This window comes from Rhizobium sp. OAE497, from assembly GCF_040546565.1.
Taxonomy (GTDB): domain Bacteria; phylum Pseudomonadota; class Alphaproteobacteria; order Rhizobiales; family Rhizobiaceae; genus Rhizobium.
The window spans coordinates 3,209,383-3,229,786 of the sequence record NZ_JBEPOA010000001.1 but is presented as its reverse complement, the minus strand read 5'-3'; the positions used below and the strand labels follow the sequence as shown (position 1 = coordinate 3,229,786).

Below are 20,404 nucleotides of genomic sequence, written 5' to 3'. Positions count from 1 at the left end.
ACCTAAGATCGGGGACGGTGCATGACGAAAGGCCGCCCGCAGTCCCCGCGGGCTTTGACAGGAGCGAAGACGATGACGAAGAAGACGCCATCCACGAGTTTTGACCAGATTGCTGCAGCCGATGCGCGCGCAACGGCCAAAACGCGCAAATTCGCTTCCGGTCTGCCTGCCAAGCAGGGCCTCTACGATCCGCGCAACGAGCATGATGCCTGCGGCGTCGGCTTCGTTGCCCATATGAAGGGCCAGAAGTCGCATCAGATCGTCAAGGACGGTCTCTTCATTCTCGAGAACCTGACGCATCGCGGTGCCGTCGGCGCCGATCCGCTGATGGGCGATGGCGCCGGCATTCTCGTGCAGATCCCCGACCGCTTCTTCCGCGAGGAGATGGCGAAGCAGGGCATTACCCTGCCGAAGTTCGGCGAGTATGGCATGGGCCATATCTTCATGCCGCGCGACGAGAAGCAGATCGAGCATTTCAAGAAGGTCATCAAGGACGTCATCGTCGAAGAAGGCCAGGTCTTCCTCGGCTTCCGCGATGTGCCCGTCGATAACTCCTCGCTCTCCAAGGCGCCCGAGATCGCCGCCACCGAGCCGCATCACGTTCAGGTCTTCATCGGCGCTGGTAAGGATGCCGCGACCAACGACGAGTTCGAGCGCCGCCTCTTCACGCTCCGCAAGGTGATCTCCAACCGTATCTATGACGAGTTCGACGGCGAGGAGAGCAACTTCTATCCGGTGTCACTGTCATCGGCGACCGTCGTCTACAAGGGCATGTTCCTGGCCTATCAGGTCGGTGACTACTACAAGGACCTGGCGGACCCGCGCTTCGAATCCGCGGTCGCCCTCGTGCACCAGCGCTTCTCGACCAACACCTTCCCGTCCTGGAAGCTGGCGCATCCGTACCGCATGGTCGCCCACAACGGCGAAATCAACACGCTGCGCGGCAACGTCAACTGGATGGCGGCGCGTCAGGCTTCGGTTTCCTCGCCGCTCTTCGGTGAGGATATCTCCAAGCTCTGGCCGATCTCCTATGAGGGTCAGTCGGATACGGCCTGTTTCGACAACGCGCTCGAGTTCCTCGTGCGCGGCGGTTATTCCATGGCGCACGCCGTGATGATGCTGATCCCGGAAGCCTGGGCCGGCAACCAGTCGATGGCTGCCGAACGCAAGGCATTCTACGAGTATCATGCCGCTCTTATGGAGCCGTGGGACGGCCCGGCTGCCGTTGCCTTCACCGACGGCAAGCAGATCGGCGCGACGCTCGACCGCAACGGCCTGCGTCCGGCCCGCTATCTCGTCACCAACGACGACCGCATCATCCTCGCCTCGGAAGCCGGCACGCTGCCGGTTGCCGAAGAGGATATCGTCCAGAAGTGGCGCCTGCAGCCGGGCAAGATGCTGCTGATCGACATGGAAAAGGGCCGTATCATCTCGGACGAAGAGGTGAAGTCCGAGCTTGCGACCAAGCATCCCTATCGCAGCTGGCTCGATCGCACCCAGCTCATCCTCGAAGACCTGAAGCCGGTCGAGCCCCGTGCGCTTCGTCGCGACGTGTCGCTGCTGAACCGCCAGCAGGCCTTCGGCTACACGACCGAAGACACCCGCATCCTGATGTCGCCGATGGCGACGACGGGCCAGGAAGCCGTCGGCTCGATGGGCACGGATACGCCGATCTCGGCAATGTCCGAGAAGTCGAAGCTGCTCTACACCTATTTCAAGCAGAACTTCGCGCAGGTCACCAACCCGCCGATCGATCCGATCCGCGAAGAACTGGTCATGAGCCTCGTGTCGTTCATCGGCCCGCGTCCGAACCTGCTCGACCATACCGGCATGGCGAATGCCAAGCGCCTGGAAGTGCGCCAGCCGATCCTGACCAATGGCGATCTCGAAAAGATCCGCTCCATCGGTCACACCGAAGACCGCTTCGACACCAAGACGCTCGACTTCACCTATGACGTCGAGCGCGGCGCCGAAGGCATGCCCGAGATGCTCGATCGCCTCTGTGAGCGCGCCGAAGCTGCGGTCAAGGGCGGCTACAACATCATCGTTCTCTCGGACCGTCAGCTCGGCCCGGACCGTATCGCCATCCCGGCGCTGCTGGCGACCGCTGCCGTCCATCATCACCTGATCCGCAAGGGTTTGCGCACGTCCGTCGGCATCGTCGTCGAAACCGGCGAACCGCGAGAAGTGCATCACTTCTGCCTGCTGGCCGGCTACGGCGCCGAAGCGATCAACCCGTATCTCGCCTTCGACACGCTGCTTGACATGCATGCCAAGGGCGAATTCCCGAAGGAAGTCGACGCCTCGGAAGTCGTCTACCGCTATATCAAGGCTGTCGGTAAGGGCATCCTGAAGGTCATGTCCAAGATGGGCATCTCGACCTATCAGTCCTATTGCGGCGCGCAGATCTTCGATGCGATCGGCCTGCAGCAGGAACTGGTCGACAAGTATTTCTTCGGTACCGCGACGATGATCGAAGGCGTCGATCTCGCGGCGATCGCCGAGGAAACCGTTGCCCGTCACAATTCCGCTTTCGGCAAGGATCCGCTGCTTGCCACGACCCTCGATATCGGCGGCGAATATGCCTACCGCATGCGCGGCGAAAGCCATGCCTGGACGCCGGATGCGGTTGCGACCCTGCAGCACGCCGTTCGCGGCAATGCCGAGGACCGCTACCGCGAATTCGCCGAGATGGTGAACACCTCGGCGCTGCGCATGAACACGATCCGTGGCCTCTTCAACATCAAGAGCGCCGAGCAGCTCGGCCGCAAGCCGGTCTCCATCGATGAGGTCGAGGCTGCTGCCGATATCGTCAAGCGCTTCTCGACGGGCGCCATGTCCTTCGGCTCGATCAGCCGTGAGGCGCATACGACGCTGGCAATCGCCATGAACAGGATCGGCGGCAAGTCGAACACCGGCGAAGGCGGCGAAGAGAGCGACCGCTACATGCCGCTGCCGGATGGTTCGTCCAACCCGGAACGCTCGGCGATCAAGCAGATCGCGTCGGGACGTTTCGGTGTGACCACCGAATATCTCGTCAATGCGGACATGCTGCAGATCAAGGTCGCGCAGGGTGCGAAGCCCGGCGAAGGCGGTCAGCTGCCCGGCCACAAGGTCGATGCGACGGTTGCCAAGACCCGTCACTCGACGCCTGGCGTCGGCCTGATTTCGCCGCCGCCGCACCACGACATCTACTCGATCGAAGATCTGGCACAGCTGATCTACGACCTGAAGAACGTCAACCCGACATCCGATGTCTCTGTCAAGCTCGTCTCGGAAGTCGGCGTCGGCACGGTTGCCGCCGGCGTTGCCAAGGCGCGCGCCGACCATATCACGGTCTCCGGCTTCGACGGCGGTACCGGCGCATCGCCGCTGACTTCGCTGAAGCATGCCGGTTCGCCGTGGGAAATCGGCCTTGCCGAAACGCAGCAGACGCTGGTGCTGAACGGCCTTCGTTCGCGCATCGCGCTGCAGGTCGATGGCGGTCTGAAGACCGGCCGCGACGTCATCATCGGCGCGCTGCTCGGTGCTGACGAATTCGGCTTCGCGACGGCTCCGCTGATTGCGGCAGGCTGCATCATGATGCGCAAGTGCCACCTGAACACCTGTCCGGTGGGCGTTGCGACGCAGGATCCGGTCCTGCGCAAGCGCTTCAAGGGCACGGCAGAGCACGTCATCAACTACTTCTTCTTCGTCGCCAACGAAGTGCGCGAAATCCTGGCCTCCCTCGGCTTCACCAAGCTCGATGACATCATCGGCGCTTCGGAGCTGCTCGAGAAGGACGAGATGCTGGCGCACTGGAAGGCCAAGGGTCTCGATTTCAGCCGCATCTTCCACAAGGTCGAAGCTGAGAAGGAAGCGACCTACTGGACGACCCGCCAGAAGCATCCGATCGACGACATTCTCGACCGCAAGATGATCGAGCAGGCGCAGCCGGCTCTTACGTCGAAGACCCCGGTTGCTTTCGAAGTCGACATCAAGAACGTCGACCGTTCGGCCGGTGCCATGCTGTCGGGCGAGGTAGCCAAGCGCTACAATCACCGCGGCCTGAAGGAAGACACGATCAACGTCACCCTCAAGGGTACGGCTGGTCAGAGCTTCGGCGCGTTCCTCGCCCGCGGCGTCACCTTCAACCTGATCGGCGACGGCAACGACTATGTCGGCAAGGGGCTCTCGGGCGGCAAGATCATCGTTCGTCCGCCGGAGAATTCGAAGATCGTCGCCGAAGACTCGATCATCGTCGGCAACACCGTTCTCTACGGCGCGACTGAAGGCGAGTGCTACTTCCGCGGTGTCGCGGGCGAGCGCTTCGCGGTTCGTAACTCCGGCGCGATCGCTGTCGTCGAAGGCGTGGGCGACCACGGCTGCGAATACATGACGGGTGGCGTGGTCGTCGTGCTCGGCGCAACGGGCCGCAACTTCGCGGCTGGCATGTCCGGCGGCGTGGCCTACGTTCTCGACGAGAGCGGTGACTTCGCCAAGCGCTGCAACATGGCCATGGTCGAACTCGAGCCGGTTCCGGAAGAGGACGACATGATGGAGAAGCTGCATCATCACGGCGGCGACCTGGCGCACAAGGGACGCGTCGACGTCTCCGGCGACATGACGCGTCACGACGAGGAGCGCCTCTACCAGCTGATCTCCAACCATCTGCACTACACGGGCTCCACCCGCGCCAAGCAGATCCTGGACGCCTGGGCCGACTACCGCCCGAAATTCCGCAAGGTCATGCCGGTCGAGTACCGCCGTGCGCTTGAGGAAATGGAACGCGCCCGGATGGGGATCGCTGCCGAGTAATTTGCAGAGAAGTCCGCCGTGCCGGTGCATGGCGGATGACCGGACTATCTTCAAATGACCCGCGCCGATCGGCGGCAGCATCTTGCTGCTGGTCCGCGCGGATGGATCTCAGGGGATAAGTGCTGATGACGGTCGAAAGAAGCAACCTGCCTCCGAAGTTGAGGCTGATGATGGACAGCTGGCCGCAGGCGAGGCGGTCATGAGTGTAAGGGACGAAAATATGGGTAAGGTTACAGGCTTTCTGGAAATCGACCGGCAGGTTGCGAAGTATCAGCCGGCGTCCGATCGTATCCGGCATTTCCGCGAATTCACGATCCCGATGTCGGACCCGGAAGTGCAGAAGCAGGCGGCCCGCTGCATGGACTGTGGCATCCCCTATTGCCACGGCCCGACCGGCTGCCCGGTGCATAACCAGATCCCGGATTGGAACGACCTCGTCTACAACAACAACTGGGAAGCAGCGATCCAGAACCTGCATTCCACCAACAACTTCCCGGAGTTCACCGGCCGCGTCTGCCCGGCGCCCTGCGAGGAAGCCTGCACGCTGAACCTCGAAGATACGCCGGTAGCTATCAAGACGGTCGAGCAGGCGATTGCCGACAAGGCCTATGAGCTCGGCTTCATCCGGCCGCAGCCGGCAACGGTTCATACCGGCAAGAAGGTTGCGATCATCGGCTCCGGTCCTGCCGGCATGGCGGCTGCCCAGCAGCTCGGCCGCGCCGGTCACGAGGTTCACCTCTACGAGCGCGAGTCGAAGCCCGGCGGCCTGTTGCGCTACGGTATTCCTGATTTCAAGATGGAGAAGAACTTCATCGATCGCCGCGTCGAGCAGATGAAGGGCGAAGGCGTGACCTTCCACTGCGGCGTCAATGTCGGCGTCGATGTGAAGATGGAGCAGCTGCTCGCCGATTATGACGCCGTTCTTTATTGCGGCGGCTCGGAAACCCCGCGTGAGGCGGGCATTCCGGGTACGGATTTCGCCGGCGTCCACGATGCGATGCCTTACCTCGTGCAGCAGAACAAGCGCGTCGGCCGCGAAAATATCGACAGCGTTGGCTGGCAGGCGGATCCGATCCTTGCCGGTGCCAAGCACGTCGTCGTCGTCGGCGGTGGCGATACCGCGTCGGACTGCGTCGGGACGGCTTTCCGTCAGGGCGCCGTGAAGGTCACCCAGCTCGACATCCGCCCGCAGCCGCCGGAGAAGGAAGACAAGCTCGCCGTCTGGCCGTTCTGGGCCACGAAGATGCGTACCTCCTCCTCGCAGGCCGAAGGCGCGGTGCGCGAGTTTCAGGTCGCGACGCTGGAGTTCATCGGCGAAGACGGCCAGCTGACCGGCGTCAAGTGCTGCGAAGTCGACGAGCGCCGCAAGCCGGTTCCCGGCACGGAGTTCATCATCAAGGCCGATCTCGCCTTCATCGCCATCGGCTTCCGCGGCCCGTTCACCGATAGCGTGCTGAAGGATCTCGACGGCAAGCTGACGCTCAACACCGACCGCCGCGGCTCGACCAACGTCGTTGCCAACGACAGCGACTACAAGACCTCGGTCGACAAGCTCTGGACCGCTGGCGACGTGCGCCGCGGCCAGTCGCTGGTCGTCTGGGCGATCCGCGAAGGCCGCCAGGCCGCCCGCGCCATCGACGAAGCGCTGATGGGTTCGACGGTTCTGCCGCGCTAATCTGCCGGTCTGTCCGGTTTCAGACGAGCCGCTTGCGAGACATCGCAGGCGGCTTATCTATGCCTGCCATGACCTTCTCGTTTCGAAAAGCCGTGCCTGAGGACGCCGCCAACGTTGCGGCTCTGGCGATCCAGGTCTGGCTGCATACCTATGCCAAGACCGGTATTCGCCGGGCGATCGCGGACTACGTTCTCCAGCAGTTCACCGAGGAAAATTTCCGGCGGCAGATCGCCTCGGATCCGCAATATTTCATCCTCTGCGAAAGCGAAGGCCATCTCGTCGGCTATCTGCGGCTGGATTTCGAGGCGCCATGCCCTGATGAGCCTGACATCGATACCGAGATCGTCACGCTCTATGTGCAGGAGCATTTTCTAGGGAAGGGTCTTGGCGCGAAGCTTCTGGAAGAGGCTGACCGCGTGCTGTCAGCGCGCGGCAAGCGTCATGCCTGGCTTGGGGTCAACCATCAGAACCTGCCGGCAATCCGCTTTTATGAGAAGCAGGGGCTTCGGCGGGGCGGCTCGACCTATTTCGAGTTCGAAGGCGAGCAGCACGAGAATTTCATCTACATCCGCTCTGCCGGCTAGCCGTTACTTCGCCGAAACCTGCTTCGGTTCCTTGGCCGGAAGGCGGTAGTCGTCGACGCGTCCGGCGGGAGCCTCTTCGACCATGCCGTCCTGCACCAGCATGTCGCGCGGCGACTTGGTGAGCGAGACCGGCGGTGCCTTGGCGCCGAGCAGTTCGGAGCCGCCGTCGAGATTGGGATCGGAGAGGCTGATCGGCTGCGTATGCGGCACGTTCGGCTCGGGCAGGCCGAGGCTCGGCAGGTTGCTGGTATCGAGGCGCACGAGGTCCGGGCTCGCCTGGGTGCCGAGGATGCGGCGGGCAGGCTTTTCGACATAGAAGGCGACCTTGCGGCGGCCGGCCTGCGTCAGGTTGATACCGTCGGAGGTGCGCAGGCGCACCTGCTGGCCGTTGATATCGGAACCGGTGACGATGAACTGGCCGCCTTCGTCGACGAAACCGTCCCAGATGTCGACAAACTCGCCGCCGACGCTTTCCACCTGCTTGCGGTAGAGCTGGTTCATCTGCACCGCGTCCGAGGTCATCGAATCGGAACCGAAGGCGGGAAGGCCGACCCAAAGCAGCGGGATCTTGCGGTTGGTCACTTCCTTGCCGAAATTCAACACGCGCTTCTGATATTCGGCATACCAGGCCTCGGTGCGGAATTTCTCCTTATCGCCGTTGATCGCCATCTGCTGGCGGTCGTTGGCGCCGATCATGACGACGACGATGGCGGGCTTCACCTCGTCCATCATCTTCAGGAGCTGATCGGGCCAATTGTAATAATCGTCGCGCACCAGGCCGGAGGAGACGTTGCCGCGCGCATCGATGACGACACCCGGCGAGGTCTTGAACGCATCGGTCATGCCGTCGCCGAGGCCGCTGGCCAGGAAGTCGCCGACGATCAGGATCTTCTGGGCGTTTTCGAGCTTCTGAACCGTCTCCTCTTGCGGAACGACAGGTGCGGGCTTCGGCGCGGATGTTACCGCCTTCGGCTTGGCCGGAGGGCGCTTGCGCTGCGGGCGGGGGCGCTCCACATCCGGCGGCGGCGGATAGTCGTCGACATAGGTGCGGCGGCCGAAGAAGAAATCGAGAATCGAGCGGCGCTCGTAGCGCTCCTGCGCATCGGCGAAATGAACGGGCGCGGTTACGCCGAAAGACAGGGCCAACAGCGCGATCGTCGCCGTCCGCCAGCCGGATTTACGCTTGTTGCCCTGTGGTCGCATGATCATGTCCCGCATCTCGCGGCATTTTCGCATGGAGTGGGCGCGAGCGTCCACTCCGGATAGGATTTATGTCGCGAAATCTTGCCGTCTAGCGGCGCAGCGCGTTGAGCAGCGGAAGCGAGGGCTCGCCGTCGGCCTGCATCCCCAGGCGCTCCTGCACGGCCGAGATGGCGGCTTTCGAGCCGGAGCCGAAATTGCCATCGACTTCGCCGTTGTAATAGCCGAGCGTCTTCAGGCGCGTCTGCAGCTCGAACTTTTCCTTCACATCGAGCGTGCCGTCCGGCCGCGGCCAGCGCTGCTTCATGCCGCCATAACCGGCGATCTCGTCGGCGAGCAGGCCGACGGCAAGCGCGTAACTGTCGGAGGCATTGTACTTCTTGATGGTGAAGAAGTTGGAGGTCATCAGGAAGCCAGGGCCACCAGCGCCGCCCGGCATCTTCAGGATCGCCTTGGTGCCGGCGTCCTTGAAGCTCTTGCCGTTCGGACGCGTCAGACCCATCGCCGCCCACTGCGCCAGCGTGTGGGTCTTGCCCGCCTGCTTGGCGGCAGAGGCCGGAACCGAAACTTCGTAGCCCCAGGTCTTGCCGGTCTGCCAGCCGTTCTTGGCAAGCAGGTTGGCGGAGGTGGCGAGCGCATCGGGAACCGAATTCCAGATGTCGCGGTGGCCGTTGCCATCGGCATCGACCGCGTAGAGCAGGTAGCTGGTCGGAATGAACTGCGTGTGGCCCATGGCGCCGGCCCAGGAGCCGGTCATGCCATCGGCGGAGATGTCGCCGTTCTGCAGAATCTTGAGGGCTGCGATCAGCTGCTTCTTGGCGAACTTCGCCCGGCGCTCGTCGGCATAGGCCAGCGTCGCAAGGGCGCGCGGCACGTAATGCAGGCGATCGTCCTTTTCGAGAACGGCGCCGTAGTTCGATTCCATCGACCAGATCGCCAGGATGATCGTCTTGTCGACGCCGAAATGGCGCTCGATGGCGTTCAGAGTCGAGGCGTGCTTTGCGGCCATTTTGCGGCCGATCTCGACCGTATAGGGGTTCACGCGGGAATCCACATAGTCCCAAATCTTGGTTGTGAATTCCGGCTGAAAGGCCGCCTTTTCAAGGACTGTAGGGTCGGGTTCGCTCACACCGGAAAAGGCTTTCCGATAGGTTGCCTTGCTGATGCCATTTTGCGCGGCAGTTTGATAAAAATCCGCGATCCACTTCTGGAACCGCTGGTCGGCAGCCGCGTTATGGGGTGCCAAACCGGCGGACGCGGTCACAACGAAGGCGAGGGCAAGACCACGAAGGGAGTATTTGTGATTTTTGGTCATCGGCAGTCCGTATCCGTCATCTCTGTTACAAGTGCGGCGGAGGGGCATTCCGTCCGGACCCGAGACTACCGGAACGAAGTCAACAAATTCTTTACCATGACAACGTCTTCCCGTCATCATTTGTAAAACAGTAGCGAATTTAGCTTAATTCACCCCAAATAGCTTGAGTTCAAAGCGATAAACCCCCCAGGAGGTTCTACGTGACGCAGCAGAAAAAAGTTCGTAAAGCGGTATTCCCGGTCGCAGGTCTTGGAACCCGGTTCCTTCCAGCGACGAAGGCCGTTCCGAAGGAAATGCTGACCGTCGTCGATAAACCGATCATTCAGTACGTGGTCGACGAGGCTCTGGAAGCCGGTATCGAACATTTCGTTTTCGTCACCGGCCGCAACAAGCACATCATCGAAGACTATTTCGATATTCATTTCGAACTGGAGCAGACGCTGCGCGAGCGCAGCAAGAAGGCCGAAATGACGCTGCTCGAAGCGCAGCTGCCGAAGGCCGGCACCGTTAGCTTCACCCGCCAGCAGGAGCCGCTTGGTCTCGGCCACGCCGTCTGGTGCGCCCGCGAGATCGTCGGCGACGAGCCCTTCGCTCTGCTGCTGCCCGACATGATCATGAAGGCCGAAGGCAAGGGCTGCATGAAGGGCATGATCGATCTTTATGGCCAGAGCGGCGGCAACATCATCGCCGTCGAGGAATGCGCTCCGGACCAGGCTCACAAGTACGGTATCGTCGGCGTTGGCGATGCGATCGGCGACGGCTTCCGCATCACCGGCATGGTCGAAAAGCCTGCCAAGGGCACGGCGCCCTCGAACTTCTTCATCAACGGCCGCTACATCCTGCAGCCTGAGATCTTCAAGATCCTGGAAACCCAGGAACGCGGCGCCGGCAACGAGATCCAGCTCACCGACGGCATGCTGAAGCTCCTGAAGGACCAGGCTTTCGCCGGCTACCACTTCCGCGGCACGACCTATGACTGCGGCGCCAAGGATGGCTTCATCCTCGCCAACGTCGCCTTCGCGCTCGACCGTGCGGATATCCGCCCGACCGTCGAGGAAGGCTTCAAGGCTTTGCTGAAGGGTCTCTGAAGTCCAAGCATCGGCCCGAAAATCGGAATCGATTTTCGGAAAGCCTGATGCGTAGATTCAAAGAGTTAGAGCGTCCTTTGTGCGTCCATATGGACGCACGGCGCTCTAGCGCTTCAACCGCAAACCGACACCGGCTCGCCATTGCTGCGAGTCGGTGCCTTCATCCCGCGTCGTCAGCTCGTAGCCGACAGTGCTCGTCAGATCGAGATAGCGGTTGATGTTCCAGATCAGACCGGCGCTCGTCGTGTAAACGGTCTCATCGCTGCTCGCTCCGGCCGGATAGTCGCGGAGCGTCACTCCACCCAGAACCGTTGCCTGCAGATTGTCGCGCAGCTGATGCGTGATCGTTGTCGACAGGGCATGCGAGACGTAACCGCTCAGCCCCGGCGTGGTGGAAGGCTGAATGCTGGTCTGCAGGTCGAAGCCGACATTGGTGCCGCGCAGCGGCGACCAGACGATATTGGCATCGACGGTTGCCGTATCGATCGACGACAGACGGTCGTCATCGAAATTGGCCGTCTCGTAACCGGCGCTGACTTCGCCCTTCAATTTCTCGCCGAGATCGATCTGAACACCGGCCTTGGCGCCGTAGCTGTTGCCGGAGCGCGCATAGCCTGAACTGTCGCGCGTCTCGTCATAGACGGTCTTGCCGACGGTGCCTTCGATGAAGGGGATGAGCGCCGAGGAGAGCTCGTAGCCGATGCGGGCGCGGAAATTCCCGGCGGTCTGGTCGCGGTCGCTGAGGGAAACAGTCGTGCCGTTCGCCAGCGTCACGTCGGAATAGATCGTCCGGACGACACCGATTTCCGTCGTGCCGCGCAAGACGCCGAAGTCACGCTCGATCGAGGCGCCGGTGCTGAATTCCTGGACGTTCGACTGCTCGTCGGCGTCGGAGATGGCGTTCGGATCGTCGGTGTCTTCGCGGTAGAAGCGGTAGCCGCCCTTGAGATGGGCGGTGGTGTCCTCGGGCAGATCGAGGCGCAGGTCGCCATCGATCTGGAAGGACGGCTGTTCCTCGCCTTCGCCGCTGATATTCTGCTGCCAGCTGCCCTGGCTGGTGACTGTCAGCTGATGCAGGCCCCAATCGGAGGTCAGCGTCGCATTGCCGTCGGTCTGCAGGAAGCCGCGGCTTTCCTTGATGCCGTTATCCTTGGTCGTCTCGGTATTGATCGACTGGGTGATCGACGGGCGCAGGATGAAGGTGCCGACGCGGATGCCGTCGGTGTCCTTCTCGGTCAGCGTATCGTCGGCCTTGCGCGGCAGGCGGCGCTCATCGATCGCCGGTTCGCGGGTGTTCAGGCGGCGGATGTCCTCGTCGAGGATCGAGCCGGTTGTTTCGTCGCTCGGCTGCTGGTCACCGGTTGCCGTGGTGGATGCCGTGCCGGTCTGCTGCGTGGTGCCGGTCTGGGTCGCCGTGCCATCGGGGGAGGAAACGCCGGGCTGGCCGGGATCCGGGACGCCGTCGCCATCGAGATCAACGGTTTGCGCCTGCTGATCGCCGGTGTTGCCGCCGGAAGAATATTGGGACGATGATTGATAGGCGGATGTGCCGCTGCCGTAGGTCTGCGCCGACTGCGCGAAGGCGATCTGCGGCAGCGCTGCGGTGAGAAGAACGGCAGACACGGCAAAGCGCGTCGCACGGAGCGGCGTCAAACTGCTCGTATCACGTTCCTTGCCCATTCAGAATCCGCGTGTGGCATGCTTCAACTTGTTACCCGAAAGTAAAGTGTCATAGTTAATCATTCGTTTAGGGCGGCCAAGGCGGCCTGTGCTTGCAAGCGCGACAACGATGGACAGCCACAGTGAAAAGCGGTAACGCAGGCACATGATGAGAAAAGTCGTCAATCTGATCGAAAACAGCGTGCTGGAGTCCGCGCGGCGGACCATCAGCATCGAGCGGCGCGGCCTTGAAGCCCTTGAGCGGGCGCTCGACGATGGTCTCTCCGGACCCTTCAGTCAGGCCGTCGAGACGATCAGCGCCATCAAGGGGCGCCTCGTGGTAACCGGCGTTGGCAAGAGCGGCCATATCGGCGTCAAGCTCGCGGCGACATTCGCTTCAACGGGCACGCCTGCGTTCTTCGTCCATGCCGCCGAGGCCAACCATGGCGATCTCGGTATGATCGGTGATCAGGACGCGATCATTGCCGTTTCCTGGAGCGGCCAAGCGCCGGAACTGAAGGCGATCCTGAACTACTCCCGCCGCTTCTCGATCCCGCTGATCGCCATTACCTGCGATGAAAATTCCGTTTTGGGCGAGGCGGCCGATATCGTATTGAAGCTGCCGAAAGAGATGGAAGCTTGTCCGCACGGTCTGGCGCCGACGACATCGGCGATGATGCAGCTGGCTATCGGCGATGCGCTCGCCATGGCGCTGCTCGATGCGCGCGGCTTCACGGCCCGCGACTTCCACGTCTTCCATCCGGGCGGCAAGCTGGGCGCCAGCCTGACCCACGTCTCCGACATCATGCACAAGGGTGACCGTCTGCCGCTGGTGGCGGAGGGTACGCCGATGCAGGATGCGATCAAGGTTCTGTCGAGCAAGCATTTCGGCTGCGTCGGCGTTCTCGACGGCGACGGGAAGCTTTGCGGCATCGTCACCGAAGGCGATATGGCACGCAACCTGTCGCGCAATCTTGCCGAACTGGCGGTCGACGATATCATGACCCGGACGCCGAAGGTGGTGAAGCCGAAGGTACTTGCGACGGCTGCGCTTGCCTTGCTCGAGGAATATCACATCGGCGCGCTGATCGTCGTCGACGACGACAATCGCCCGGTGGGGCTCGTCCATTTCCACGATCTCTTGCGGATCGGCGTCGCCTGATCAGGCGGCTTCCACCGTCAGGTCGCGCCCGGTGCTGGCGACGACCTTGACGCGGGTGCCGGCCGGCAGGTCCGGTCCCATGACCTGCCAGATCGTATCATCCAGCTTTATCCGGCCTCTGCCTTCGGTGATCGGCTCCGCCAGCGTGGCTGTGCGCCCGACAAGGCTCGCGCCGCGCTGGTTGAGGAAGGGCTCGTCGGTCGCATCGTGGCGCAGCGTCAGGCGGCGGCCGATAAAGGTCGCGGCGACCGAGAGCGCCGCGAACAGGATGAGCTGTACTTCCCAGACCCAGAAGCCGGCATCCCAGAGCAGCAGCGACAGTATGCCGACGGCAAGCGCCGCCAGCCCGATCCAGACGAGGAAGAAGCCGGGCACGATCATTTCGGCGGCCAGCAATACGAGGCCGGCTACCCACCAGGTCCAGGGCCCGAGCTCTGCAACGATGCGTGCCAGCATGCGTCAGCGCTCCGGGTTCTGGTTGAAGGGGTTGACGGGCGGGGTGCTGCGCTGCGCCACCTGCCGGGGCGGCTGCGGCGCAGGCGGGGTGCTGCCGTCGCCGAAGACTTCCTTGGCGATGGCGCCGATGCCGCTCAGCGAGCCGAGAATCGACGATGCCTCGATCGGCATCAGCACGACCTTGGAATTGGATGCCGAGCCGATGGAGGTCAGGGCTTCGGTGTATTTCTGCGCCACGAAGTAGTTGATCGCCTGGACGTCACCGGCGGCGATCGCCTCGGAGACCATCTTCGTTGCCTTGGCTTCGGCCTCGGCCAGGCGCTCGCGGGCTTCAGCGTTGCGGAAGGCGGCTTCGCGTTGTCCCTCAGCCTGCAGGATGGCCGACTGCTTGGCGCCTTCGGCGCGCAGGATCTGGGCGTTTCGCGAACCTTCCGCTTCCAGAACCTGGGCGCGCTTCTCGCGTTCTGCCTTCATCTGGCGGGCCATGGCATCGACGAGGTCGCGGGGCGGCTGGATGTCCTTGATCTCGACGCGGGTGACCTTGATGCCCCAGGGATGCACGGCCTCGTCGACGACACGCAGCAGGCGGTCGTTGATGGCGTCGCGGTTCGAAAGCAGTTCGTCGAGGTCCATCGAGCCCATGACCGAGCGGATGTTGGTCATGGTCAGGTTGAGAATGGCGTTTTCGAGGTTGGAGACCTGATAGGCGGCCTGCGCGGCGTTCAGCACCTGATAGAAGGACACGGCATCGGCGGAGACCGAGGCGTTGTCCTTGGTGATCACTTCCTGGGTCGGCACATTCAGCACCTGTTCCATCACATTCATCTTCGCGCCGACGCGCTCGATGAAGGGGGTGATCAGGTTGAGGCCGGGCTCCAGCGTACGCGTATAGCGGCCGAAACGCTCGATCGTGTAGCGATAGCCCTGCGGCACCGTCTTGATGCCGGCAAACAGCACCAGAATGACGAAGATGACGAGTGCGATGACGACGATGTCGAAGCCGCCCAGGACCATGAAATTCCTCCACCGGTTGTTGCCGGAAAATCCGGCACACATCAAACGTGGAGACTTATCCCGTTATTTGCAACGATCCGCAACAAAAAGCCGCTGTCTGGATCAGACCCAGCCGAGCAGCTCCCGGCGGACCACCTTTTCGAGCACGCGCATGCCGTCCTCGCTGTCGTTCAGGCAGGGGATATGGGTGAATTTCTCGCCGCCATTCTCATGGAAGGAATGAGCCGCCTGTTCGGCGATTTCTTCCAGCGTTTCCAGACAGTCGGAAACGAAGCCCGGGTTGAGGACGGCGATCTTCTTGACGCCGTCCTGCGCCAGCTTCTCGACGGTCTTGTCGGTATAGGGCTGAAGCCATTCTTCCGGCCCGAAGCGGGACTGGAAGGTGACCATGAACTTTTCCTTCGGCAGGCCCAGGCGCTCGCGCAGCAGCCGTCCGGTCTTCTGGCACTGGCAGTAATAGGGGTCACCCTGCTTGAAGTAGGACATCGGGATGCCGTGGAAGGAGGCGAGCACCATGTCCGGCTCCCAGTCGAGGGTCGCGAGGTGCTGCTGCACGGAGTTGGCGAGCGCTTCGATATAGGTCTCGTCGTCGTGATACTCGGGCACGGTGCGCACCGCCGGCTGCCAGCGCATGGTCAAGAGCTTCTGGAAGGCCTTGTCGTTAACGGTCGCCGTCGTCGCTGCCGCATATTGCGGATAGAGCGGGAAGAGCACGATGCGGTCGCAGCCCGCAGCCTTCAGGCTGTCGATTTTCGAGGCGATGGAGGGGTTGCCGTAGCGCATCGCCCAGTCGACGACGACATTTGGCAGGTCCTTCAGCCGCGCAGCCATCAGTTCTGACTGGTTGCGGGTGTAGGTGCGCAGGTAGCTCTCGTTCTTGTCCCTGTTCCAGATCGTCTCATAGGCCTTGCCGACTTTCTGGGGGCGGGTGTTGAGGACGATGCCGAAGAGGATCGGGTACCACTTCCAGGGCGACCATTCGATGACGCGCTTATCGGTCAGGAACTCCCGGAGATAGCGGCGCATCGAATTGTAGTCGGTGCCATCGGGCGTGCCGAGATTGACGAGCAGCACGCCCACCTTGCCAAAGCTGACGGGCGGATGGTCCGCCGGGCGGTTCGAAATTTCAGCAGTCATACTGGCCCCAACGCTCATGATGTCTTCGCCCCGCTCATACGCAGCCGGGTTCGGTTGGTTCAACCCTATAAGTAGAAAAGCCGGCCCGGGGAACCCCGGACCGGCTTCGAAGATCGGGACAAATCGTCTTACTTGGCGGGAAGCTTCAGCTCCTCGCCGACCATGAGGCGGCGCGGGTTCGGGCTACCGTTGGCTTCGGAGATCTTCTTCCAGAGTTCACCGTTGCCGTAAAACTGCTTGGCGAGATCCCAGAGCGTGTCACCGGCGGCAATGACGTGGCTGGACGGCGTTGCGGCGGCCGGTGCGGAAGCGGCCGGTGCAGCCGGTTCGGCAGACGGTGCCGATGCCGCAGGAGCGGCGGGCGCCGCCGGAGCAGCGGGTGCCGCAGGAGCAGCGGGTGCCGCAGGAGCGGCCGGGGTAGCAGCGGTGCCGGTTGCAGCGATCTCGGTGACGCGGCCATCGGTGTAGGGCTTGTAGGGGTTGTGCGCCGTCAGATACTCGACAGTGACGTCGGCAAGATCGGGGCCGAAGTCATAGGCGTTCTTGCCGGCGCTCTCGAAGATCGAGTAGCCGTCGCCGCCCGCGCGCATGAAGTTGTTGGTGGCAACGCCATAGGTCTTGGCCGGGTCGATCGGCGCGAAAGCATCGCCGGTCTTCACCTGAACGTCGCTGACGCGGCTGCCGACGGGCTTCGACTGATCGAAGGTGTACTTGAGACCCGCAACCTGCGCGAAGCGGCCCGCGCCCTGGTCGATCTGGCTGACGCCGTTTTCCAGCGCCTTGACGACGTCGGCACCGGTCAGCTGGAAGGTTGCCAGCGTGTTCTGGAAGGGCAGGACGGTGATGACTTCGCCCTGGGTGACTTCGCCGCCATCGATGGACGCACGCAGGCCGCCGCCGTTCTGGATGGCGATCTGGACGCCCTGGCTCTTGGTGCGGTCGAGCATCGCGTCAGCGACGAGGTTGCCCATCGAGCATTCCTTGACGCGGCAAATGGTGCGGTCGCCCTCGATCGGGCCTTCCGAGGCGCCGATGACCTTCTTGCGCAGGTCTTCGATCGGCTTGGCGAGCTCGGCGATGCGTGCCGTCAGCGCCGGATCAGGCGTGAAGGAGGAGTCGATCAGGATCGGATCACCCTTGGCGCTCTTGACGACGCCGTTGTCGTCGAAGTCGACGACGAGATCACCGAGATATTTGCTGTAGGAAGCGGCCTGCACGACCGGAACCTTGTAGCCACCGGGATTGTCCACCATCGTCGGATAGGGGCCTTCGGCCTTCGGATCGGTGTTCGACAGCAGGCTGTGCGAGTGGCCGCCGACAACGACGTCGACATCCGGGATCTTGGCGATGAAGGCGAGATCGCGCGGATAGCCGACATGGGTCAGCGCGATGATCTTGTTGATGCCCTGTGCCTTCAGCTCCTGAACGGCTGCGGTGATCGAGGCGACGTCGTCGGCGATCAGCACCTTCGGGCCGGGCGAGGAGAGTTCTTCCGTGTCGTTGGTCACGGCGCCGACGACGCCGATCTTCTGGCCGCCGACATCGAGAACCAGCGACGGCTTGATGCGGTCGCCGAGCTTGGAGCCGTCACCGGCGAGAACGTTGGCGGAGATGACCGGGAACTGAACCTTGTCGAGGAAGGTGGCGAGGCCGTCTTCGCTGTCGTCGAATTCATGGTTGCCGACGGTCATGACGTCGAACTTCATGGCGTTCAGCACTTCGGCTTCGGCCGCGCCCTTGTAAGTCGTGTAGAAGAGCGAGCCCTGGAAATTGTCGCCGGCATTGAGCAGCAGCACGTTCTGGCCTGTGAGAGCCTGGCGGCGCTGGTCGATCGCGGTCTTCAGGCGGGCGGCACCGCCGAAGCATTCCTTCTTGCCTTCTTCCTCGGCAGAGCAGGTGGAATCGAACTTGTTGATCGATTCAATGCGTGAATGGAAATCGTTGATGTGAAGAATATTGAGCTGGTAGTCCGCAAAGGCGGCGCTTGTGCTGAGCGCCAGCATGGATGCCGTCAGCAGACCGAAATTAAAGGATTTCGTCATCCTGTTCTCCTGATTTTCCGGCGGCAGCGTTTACCCCTGGCTGTTCCGCCGATCCCTCTTAGCCGTTCCCCGGCGCGCCGGATGTTTTCACCAAGCCTGCGCAACCGCAAGCGAAAAGCTGTGCCAGTCCCGGCGCTTTCCAAGTAGCGGTAAACAAAAAAGCTCCCGCGAAGGGGAGCTTTTGATCGTCCGGATTTCGAGCGCAGTTACATGCTGCGCGTCAGCGTGAACTGCGAGCCGGAATCGGCGGTGCAATTCAGCTGGGTCGGGTTGACGAGGGCGCAATTGACCTTCGACTGCGTCTTGCGCACCAGCGAGGTCATGTTGATCTCGACCAGAGACGGCCCTGTGTTCACATAGGTACCGGAGGCGAGCAGCTGGTTGCTGTCGGTCGTGCGGGTGGTGAAGGTACCGGCCTGGAAAGTCGAGACGATGCCGTTCGGATCGCGCCATGCGCCTTCGACACCGGCCGGAGCGGCGCTTGTGGCGACAGGCATCGGGCGGGGATCAGAGGAAACACAGGCGGCGAGCGCTGCTGCGGCAGCCGCCAGCGCGGCAATATTTCTCAACTTCATAAGCTTCTCCGGCGATTGACGGCGGACTTTATCCGCAAGAGTTCGGAAAAAACATGGCGCGGGGCGGCCGCCAAGGCAAGCCTTCTGCAACGCCGAAGCGAATTTACACAGCAGGCGTTACAAAAATGCCCGCCTTGCGGCGGGCATCTTGGTTTTCACCGGTTCGCGATTACGAGCGAACCAGGATGTTCTTGAACTGCCACGGATCCTTGGTGTCCAGATCCTCCGGGAAGAGGCCCGGGCGGCCATCGAGCGGCGTCCAGTCGGTGTAGTGACCTTCGACCGGGCCGAGGTAGGGCAGCTGCACTTCGAGGCAGCGCTTGTAGTCGATCTCGTCGGCTTCGACGATGCCGGCCTTCGGGTTTTCGAGAGCGTAGACCATGCCGGCCAGAACGGCCGAGGTGACCTGCAGGCCGGTGGCGTTCTGGTAAGGCGCGATGCGGCGGGTTTCTTCGAGCGACAGGCGCGAGCCGAACCAGTAGGCGTTCTTCTCGTGGCCGTAGAGCAGCACGCCGAGTTCGTCGATGCCTTCGACCAGTTCGTCCTCGTCGAGGACGTGGTGAACGGGCTGCGAGTTGCCGCCGTTGCCGAACATTTCATGCAGCGACAGAACGGCGTCGTTCGCCGGATGGTAGGCATAGTGGCAGGTCGGGCGGAAGGTCACTTCGCCGTCCTTGTCGCGCACCGTGAAGTAATCGGCGATCGAGATGGACTCGTTGTGGGTGACGAGGAAGCCGTACTGCGGACCCGGCGTCGGGCACCAGGTGCGAACGCGGGTGTTGGCGCCGGGCTGCTCGAGGTAGATGGCGGCCTTGCAGCCCTTCTTGTGCTTCTTGGCGTTCTTCGGCATCCAGTTTTCGTGGGTGCCCCAGCCGAGTTCGGCCGGCTGCAGACCTTCGGAGATGAAGCCTTCGACGGACCAGGTGTTCCAGAAGACGTTGAGCGGCTTCGGGTTCTTGGTGAGCTGCGTGTCGCGCTCGGCAATGTGGACGCCCTTGACGCCGAGCTTCTTCATCAGCTTCGCCCAGCCTTCGCGGTCGTGCTGATCCGGCTCTTCGAACTTCAGGCCCGTGTCATTGGCGAGGTTGACCAGCGCCTGCTTGACGAACCAGGAGACCATGCCCGGGTTTGCACCGCAGGTGGAAACGGCTGTTGCGCCGCCCGGGTTCTTTTCCTTTTCCTTGCGCACGGTTTCGCGCAGAGCATAATTGGTGCGGTCGGCATTCTTCATGTTCTTGTCGAAATAGAAGCCGAGCCACGGCTCGACGACGGTATCGATGTAGAGAACGTCGAGCTTGCGGCAGAGCTTCATCAGGTCGAGCGAGCCGGTATCAACCGAAAGGTTGACGCAGAAGCCCTGGCCTTCACCTTCCGTCAGCAGCGGCTTCAGGAGGTCCTTGTAGTTGTCCTTGGTCACATATTCCTTGATGTGACGGACGCCGTGCTTCTTGAGGATTTCCATGTCGCCCGGCTCTTCGCGCGGGTCGATGACAACCAACCGGTTCTTGTCGAACTTGAAGTGGCGCTCGATCAGCGGCAGCGTGCCGCGGCCGATGGAGCCAAAGCCGATCATCACGATCGGGCCGGTAATTTCGGCATATACCGGGTGGTTCTGTTCCGTCATTCTTTTCTCCTGTGGAAGGCGACGAAGGCGATCTGCCTGAAGAATTCTTCAAAATGGGCTGAAAATTCGCGAAGTG

At 62.3% G+C, this 20,404-nt stretch carries 14 protein-coding genes; 5 read left to right on the top strand and 9 right to left on the bottom strand.

What is annotated here, in order from left to right:
* Window positions 1–72: 72 nt before the first annotated feature.
* The 3 genes from gltB (at window position 73) to ABIE40_RS16265 (ending at window position 7,056) form a co-directional block, all read left to right on the top strand.
* The gene (gene gltB, locus ABIE40_RS16275; protein WP_199629005.1) at window positions 73–4,797 is read left to right on the top strand and encodes a glutamate synthase large subunit; all 4,725 of its coding nucleotides are present in this window, start codon (window positions 73–75) and stop codon (window positions 4,795–4,797) included.
* A 220-nt stretch (window positions 4,798–5,017) separates the two neighbouring features.
* Window positions 5,018–6,472, top strand: a complete 1,455-nt coding sequence (locus tag ABIE40_RS16270) for a glutamate synthase subunit beta (protein ID WP_112719954.1) — start codon at window positions 5,018–5,020, stop codon at window positions 6,470–6,472.
* 59 nt (window positions 6,473–6,531) lie between these two features.
* Window positions 6,532–7,056 carry a GNAT family N-acetyltransferase gene (locus ABIE40_RS16265; protein WP_199629006.1) on the top strand — a complete coding sequence of 175 codons (525 nt, stop codon included), beginning with the start codon at window positions 6,532–6,534 and terminating at the stop codon, window positions 7,054–7,056.
* A 3-nt stretch (window positions 7,057–7,059) separates the two neighbouring features.
* Here the strand turns inward: ABIE40_RS16265 and ABIE40_RS16260 are convergent, their stop codons facing one another.
* Both ABIE40_RS16260 and ABIE40_RS16255 read right to left on the bottom strand, forming a co-directional pair.
* The gene (locus tag ABIE40_RS16260; RefSeq protein WP_502944793.1) at window positions 7,060–8,265 is read right to left on the bottom strand and encodes an SGNH/GDSL hydrolase family protein; all 1,206 of its coding nucleotides are present in this window, start codon (window positions 8,263–8,265) and stop codon (window positions 7,060–7,062) included.
* Window positions 8,266–8,347: 82 nt separating this feature from the next.
* Entirely contained in the window at window positions 8,348–9,571 is a 1,224-nt protein-coding gene (locus ABIE40_RS16255) for a lytic murein transglycosylase (RefSeq protein ID WP_199629007.1), read from the bottom strand.
* A gap of 200 nt (window positions 9,572–9,771) precedes the next feature.
* Here ABIE40_RS16255 and galU point away from each other — a divergent pair, with 200 nt between their 5' ends.
* A complete protein-coding gene (gene galU, locus ABIE40_RS16250; protein ID WP_112719951.1) occupies window positions 9,772–10,659 on the top strand; it encodes a UTP--glucose-1-phosphate uridylyltransferase GalU in 888 nt (295 codons plus the stop codon).
* Between the two features lie 105 nt (window positions 10,660–10,764).
* On the opposite strand, the gene ABIE40_RS16245 is transcribed toward galU, so the two are convergent.
* Complete coding sequence (locus ABIE40_RS16245) at window positions 10,765–12,339, bottom strand: outer membrane beta-barrel protein (RefSeq protein WP_199629008.1); 1,575 nt, start codon at window positions 12,337–12,339, stop codon at window positions 10,765–10,767.
* Window positions 12,340–12,484: 145 nt separating this feature from the next.
* Here ABIE40_RS16245 and ABIE40_RS16240 point away from each other — a divergent pair, with 145 nt between their 5' ends.
* A complete protein-coding gene (locus ABIE40_RS16240; RefSeq protein ID WP_199629009.1) occupies window positions 12,485–13,480 on the top strand; it encodes a KpsF/GutQ family sugar-phosphate isomerase in 996 nt (331 codons plus the stop codon).
* Here ABIE40_RS16240 and ABIE40_RS16235 read toward each other — a convergent pair whose 3' ends face one another.
* The 6 genes from ABIE40_RS16235 to ABIE40_RS16210 all read right to left on the bottom strand — a co-directional run bounded on the left by ABIE40_RS16235 (window position 13,481) and on the right by ABIE40_RS16210 (window position 20,328).
* Window positions 13,481–13,936 carry an NfeD family protein gene (locus ABIE40_RS16235; protein ID WP_199629010.1) on the bottom strand — a complete coding sequence of 152 codons (456 nt, stop codon included), beginning with the start codon at window positions 13,934–13,936 and terminating at the stop codon, window positions 13,481–13,483.
* A 3-nt stretch (window positions 13,937–13,939) separates the two neighbouring features.
* Entirely contained in the window at window positions 13,940–14,950 is a 1,011-nt protein-coding gene (locus tag ABIE40_RS16230; protein ID WP_199629011.1) for an SPFH domain-containing protein, read from the bottom strand.
* Window positions 14,951–15,052: 102 nt separating this feature from the next.
* Window positions 15,053–16,087 carry a ferrochelatase gene (gene hemH / locus ABIE40_RS16225; RefSeq protein ID WP_199629012.1) on the bottom strand — a complete coding sequence of 345 codons (1,035 nt, stop codon included), beginning with the start codon at window positions 16,085–16,087 and terminating at the stop codon, window positions 15,053–15,055.
* Between the two features lie 128 nt (window positions 16,088–16,215).
* On the bottom strand, window positions 16,216–18,129 hold the full coding sequence (locus ABIE40_RS16220) for a 5'-nucleotidase C-terminal domain-containing protein (protein WP_199629013.1): 1,914 nt from the start codon (window positions 18,127–18,129) through the stop codon (window positions 16,216–16,218).
* 206 nt (window positions 18,130–18,335) lie between these two features.
* Complete coding sequence (gene omp10, locus ABIE40_RS16215) at window positions 18,336–18,704, bottom strand: outer membrane lipoprotein Omp10 (protein WP_112719944.1); 369 nt, start codon at window positions 18,702–18,704, stop codon at window positions 18,336–18,338.
* A 169-nt stretch (window positions 18,705–18,873) separates the two neighbouring features.
* The gene (locus ABIE40_RS16210) at window positions 18,874–20,328 is read right to left on the bottom strand and encodes a homospermidine synthase (protein WP_112719943.1); all 1,455 of its coding nucleotides are present in this window, start codon (window positions 20,326–20,328) and stop codon (window positions 18,874–18,876) included.
* Window positions 20,329–20,404: the final 76 nt, after the last annotated feature.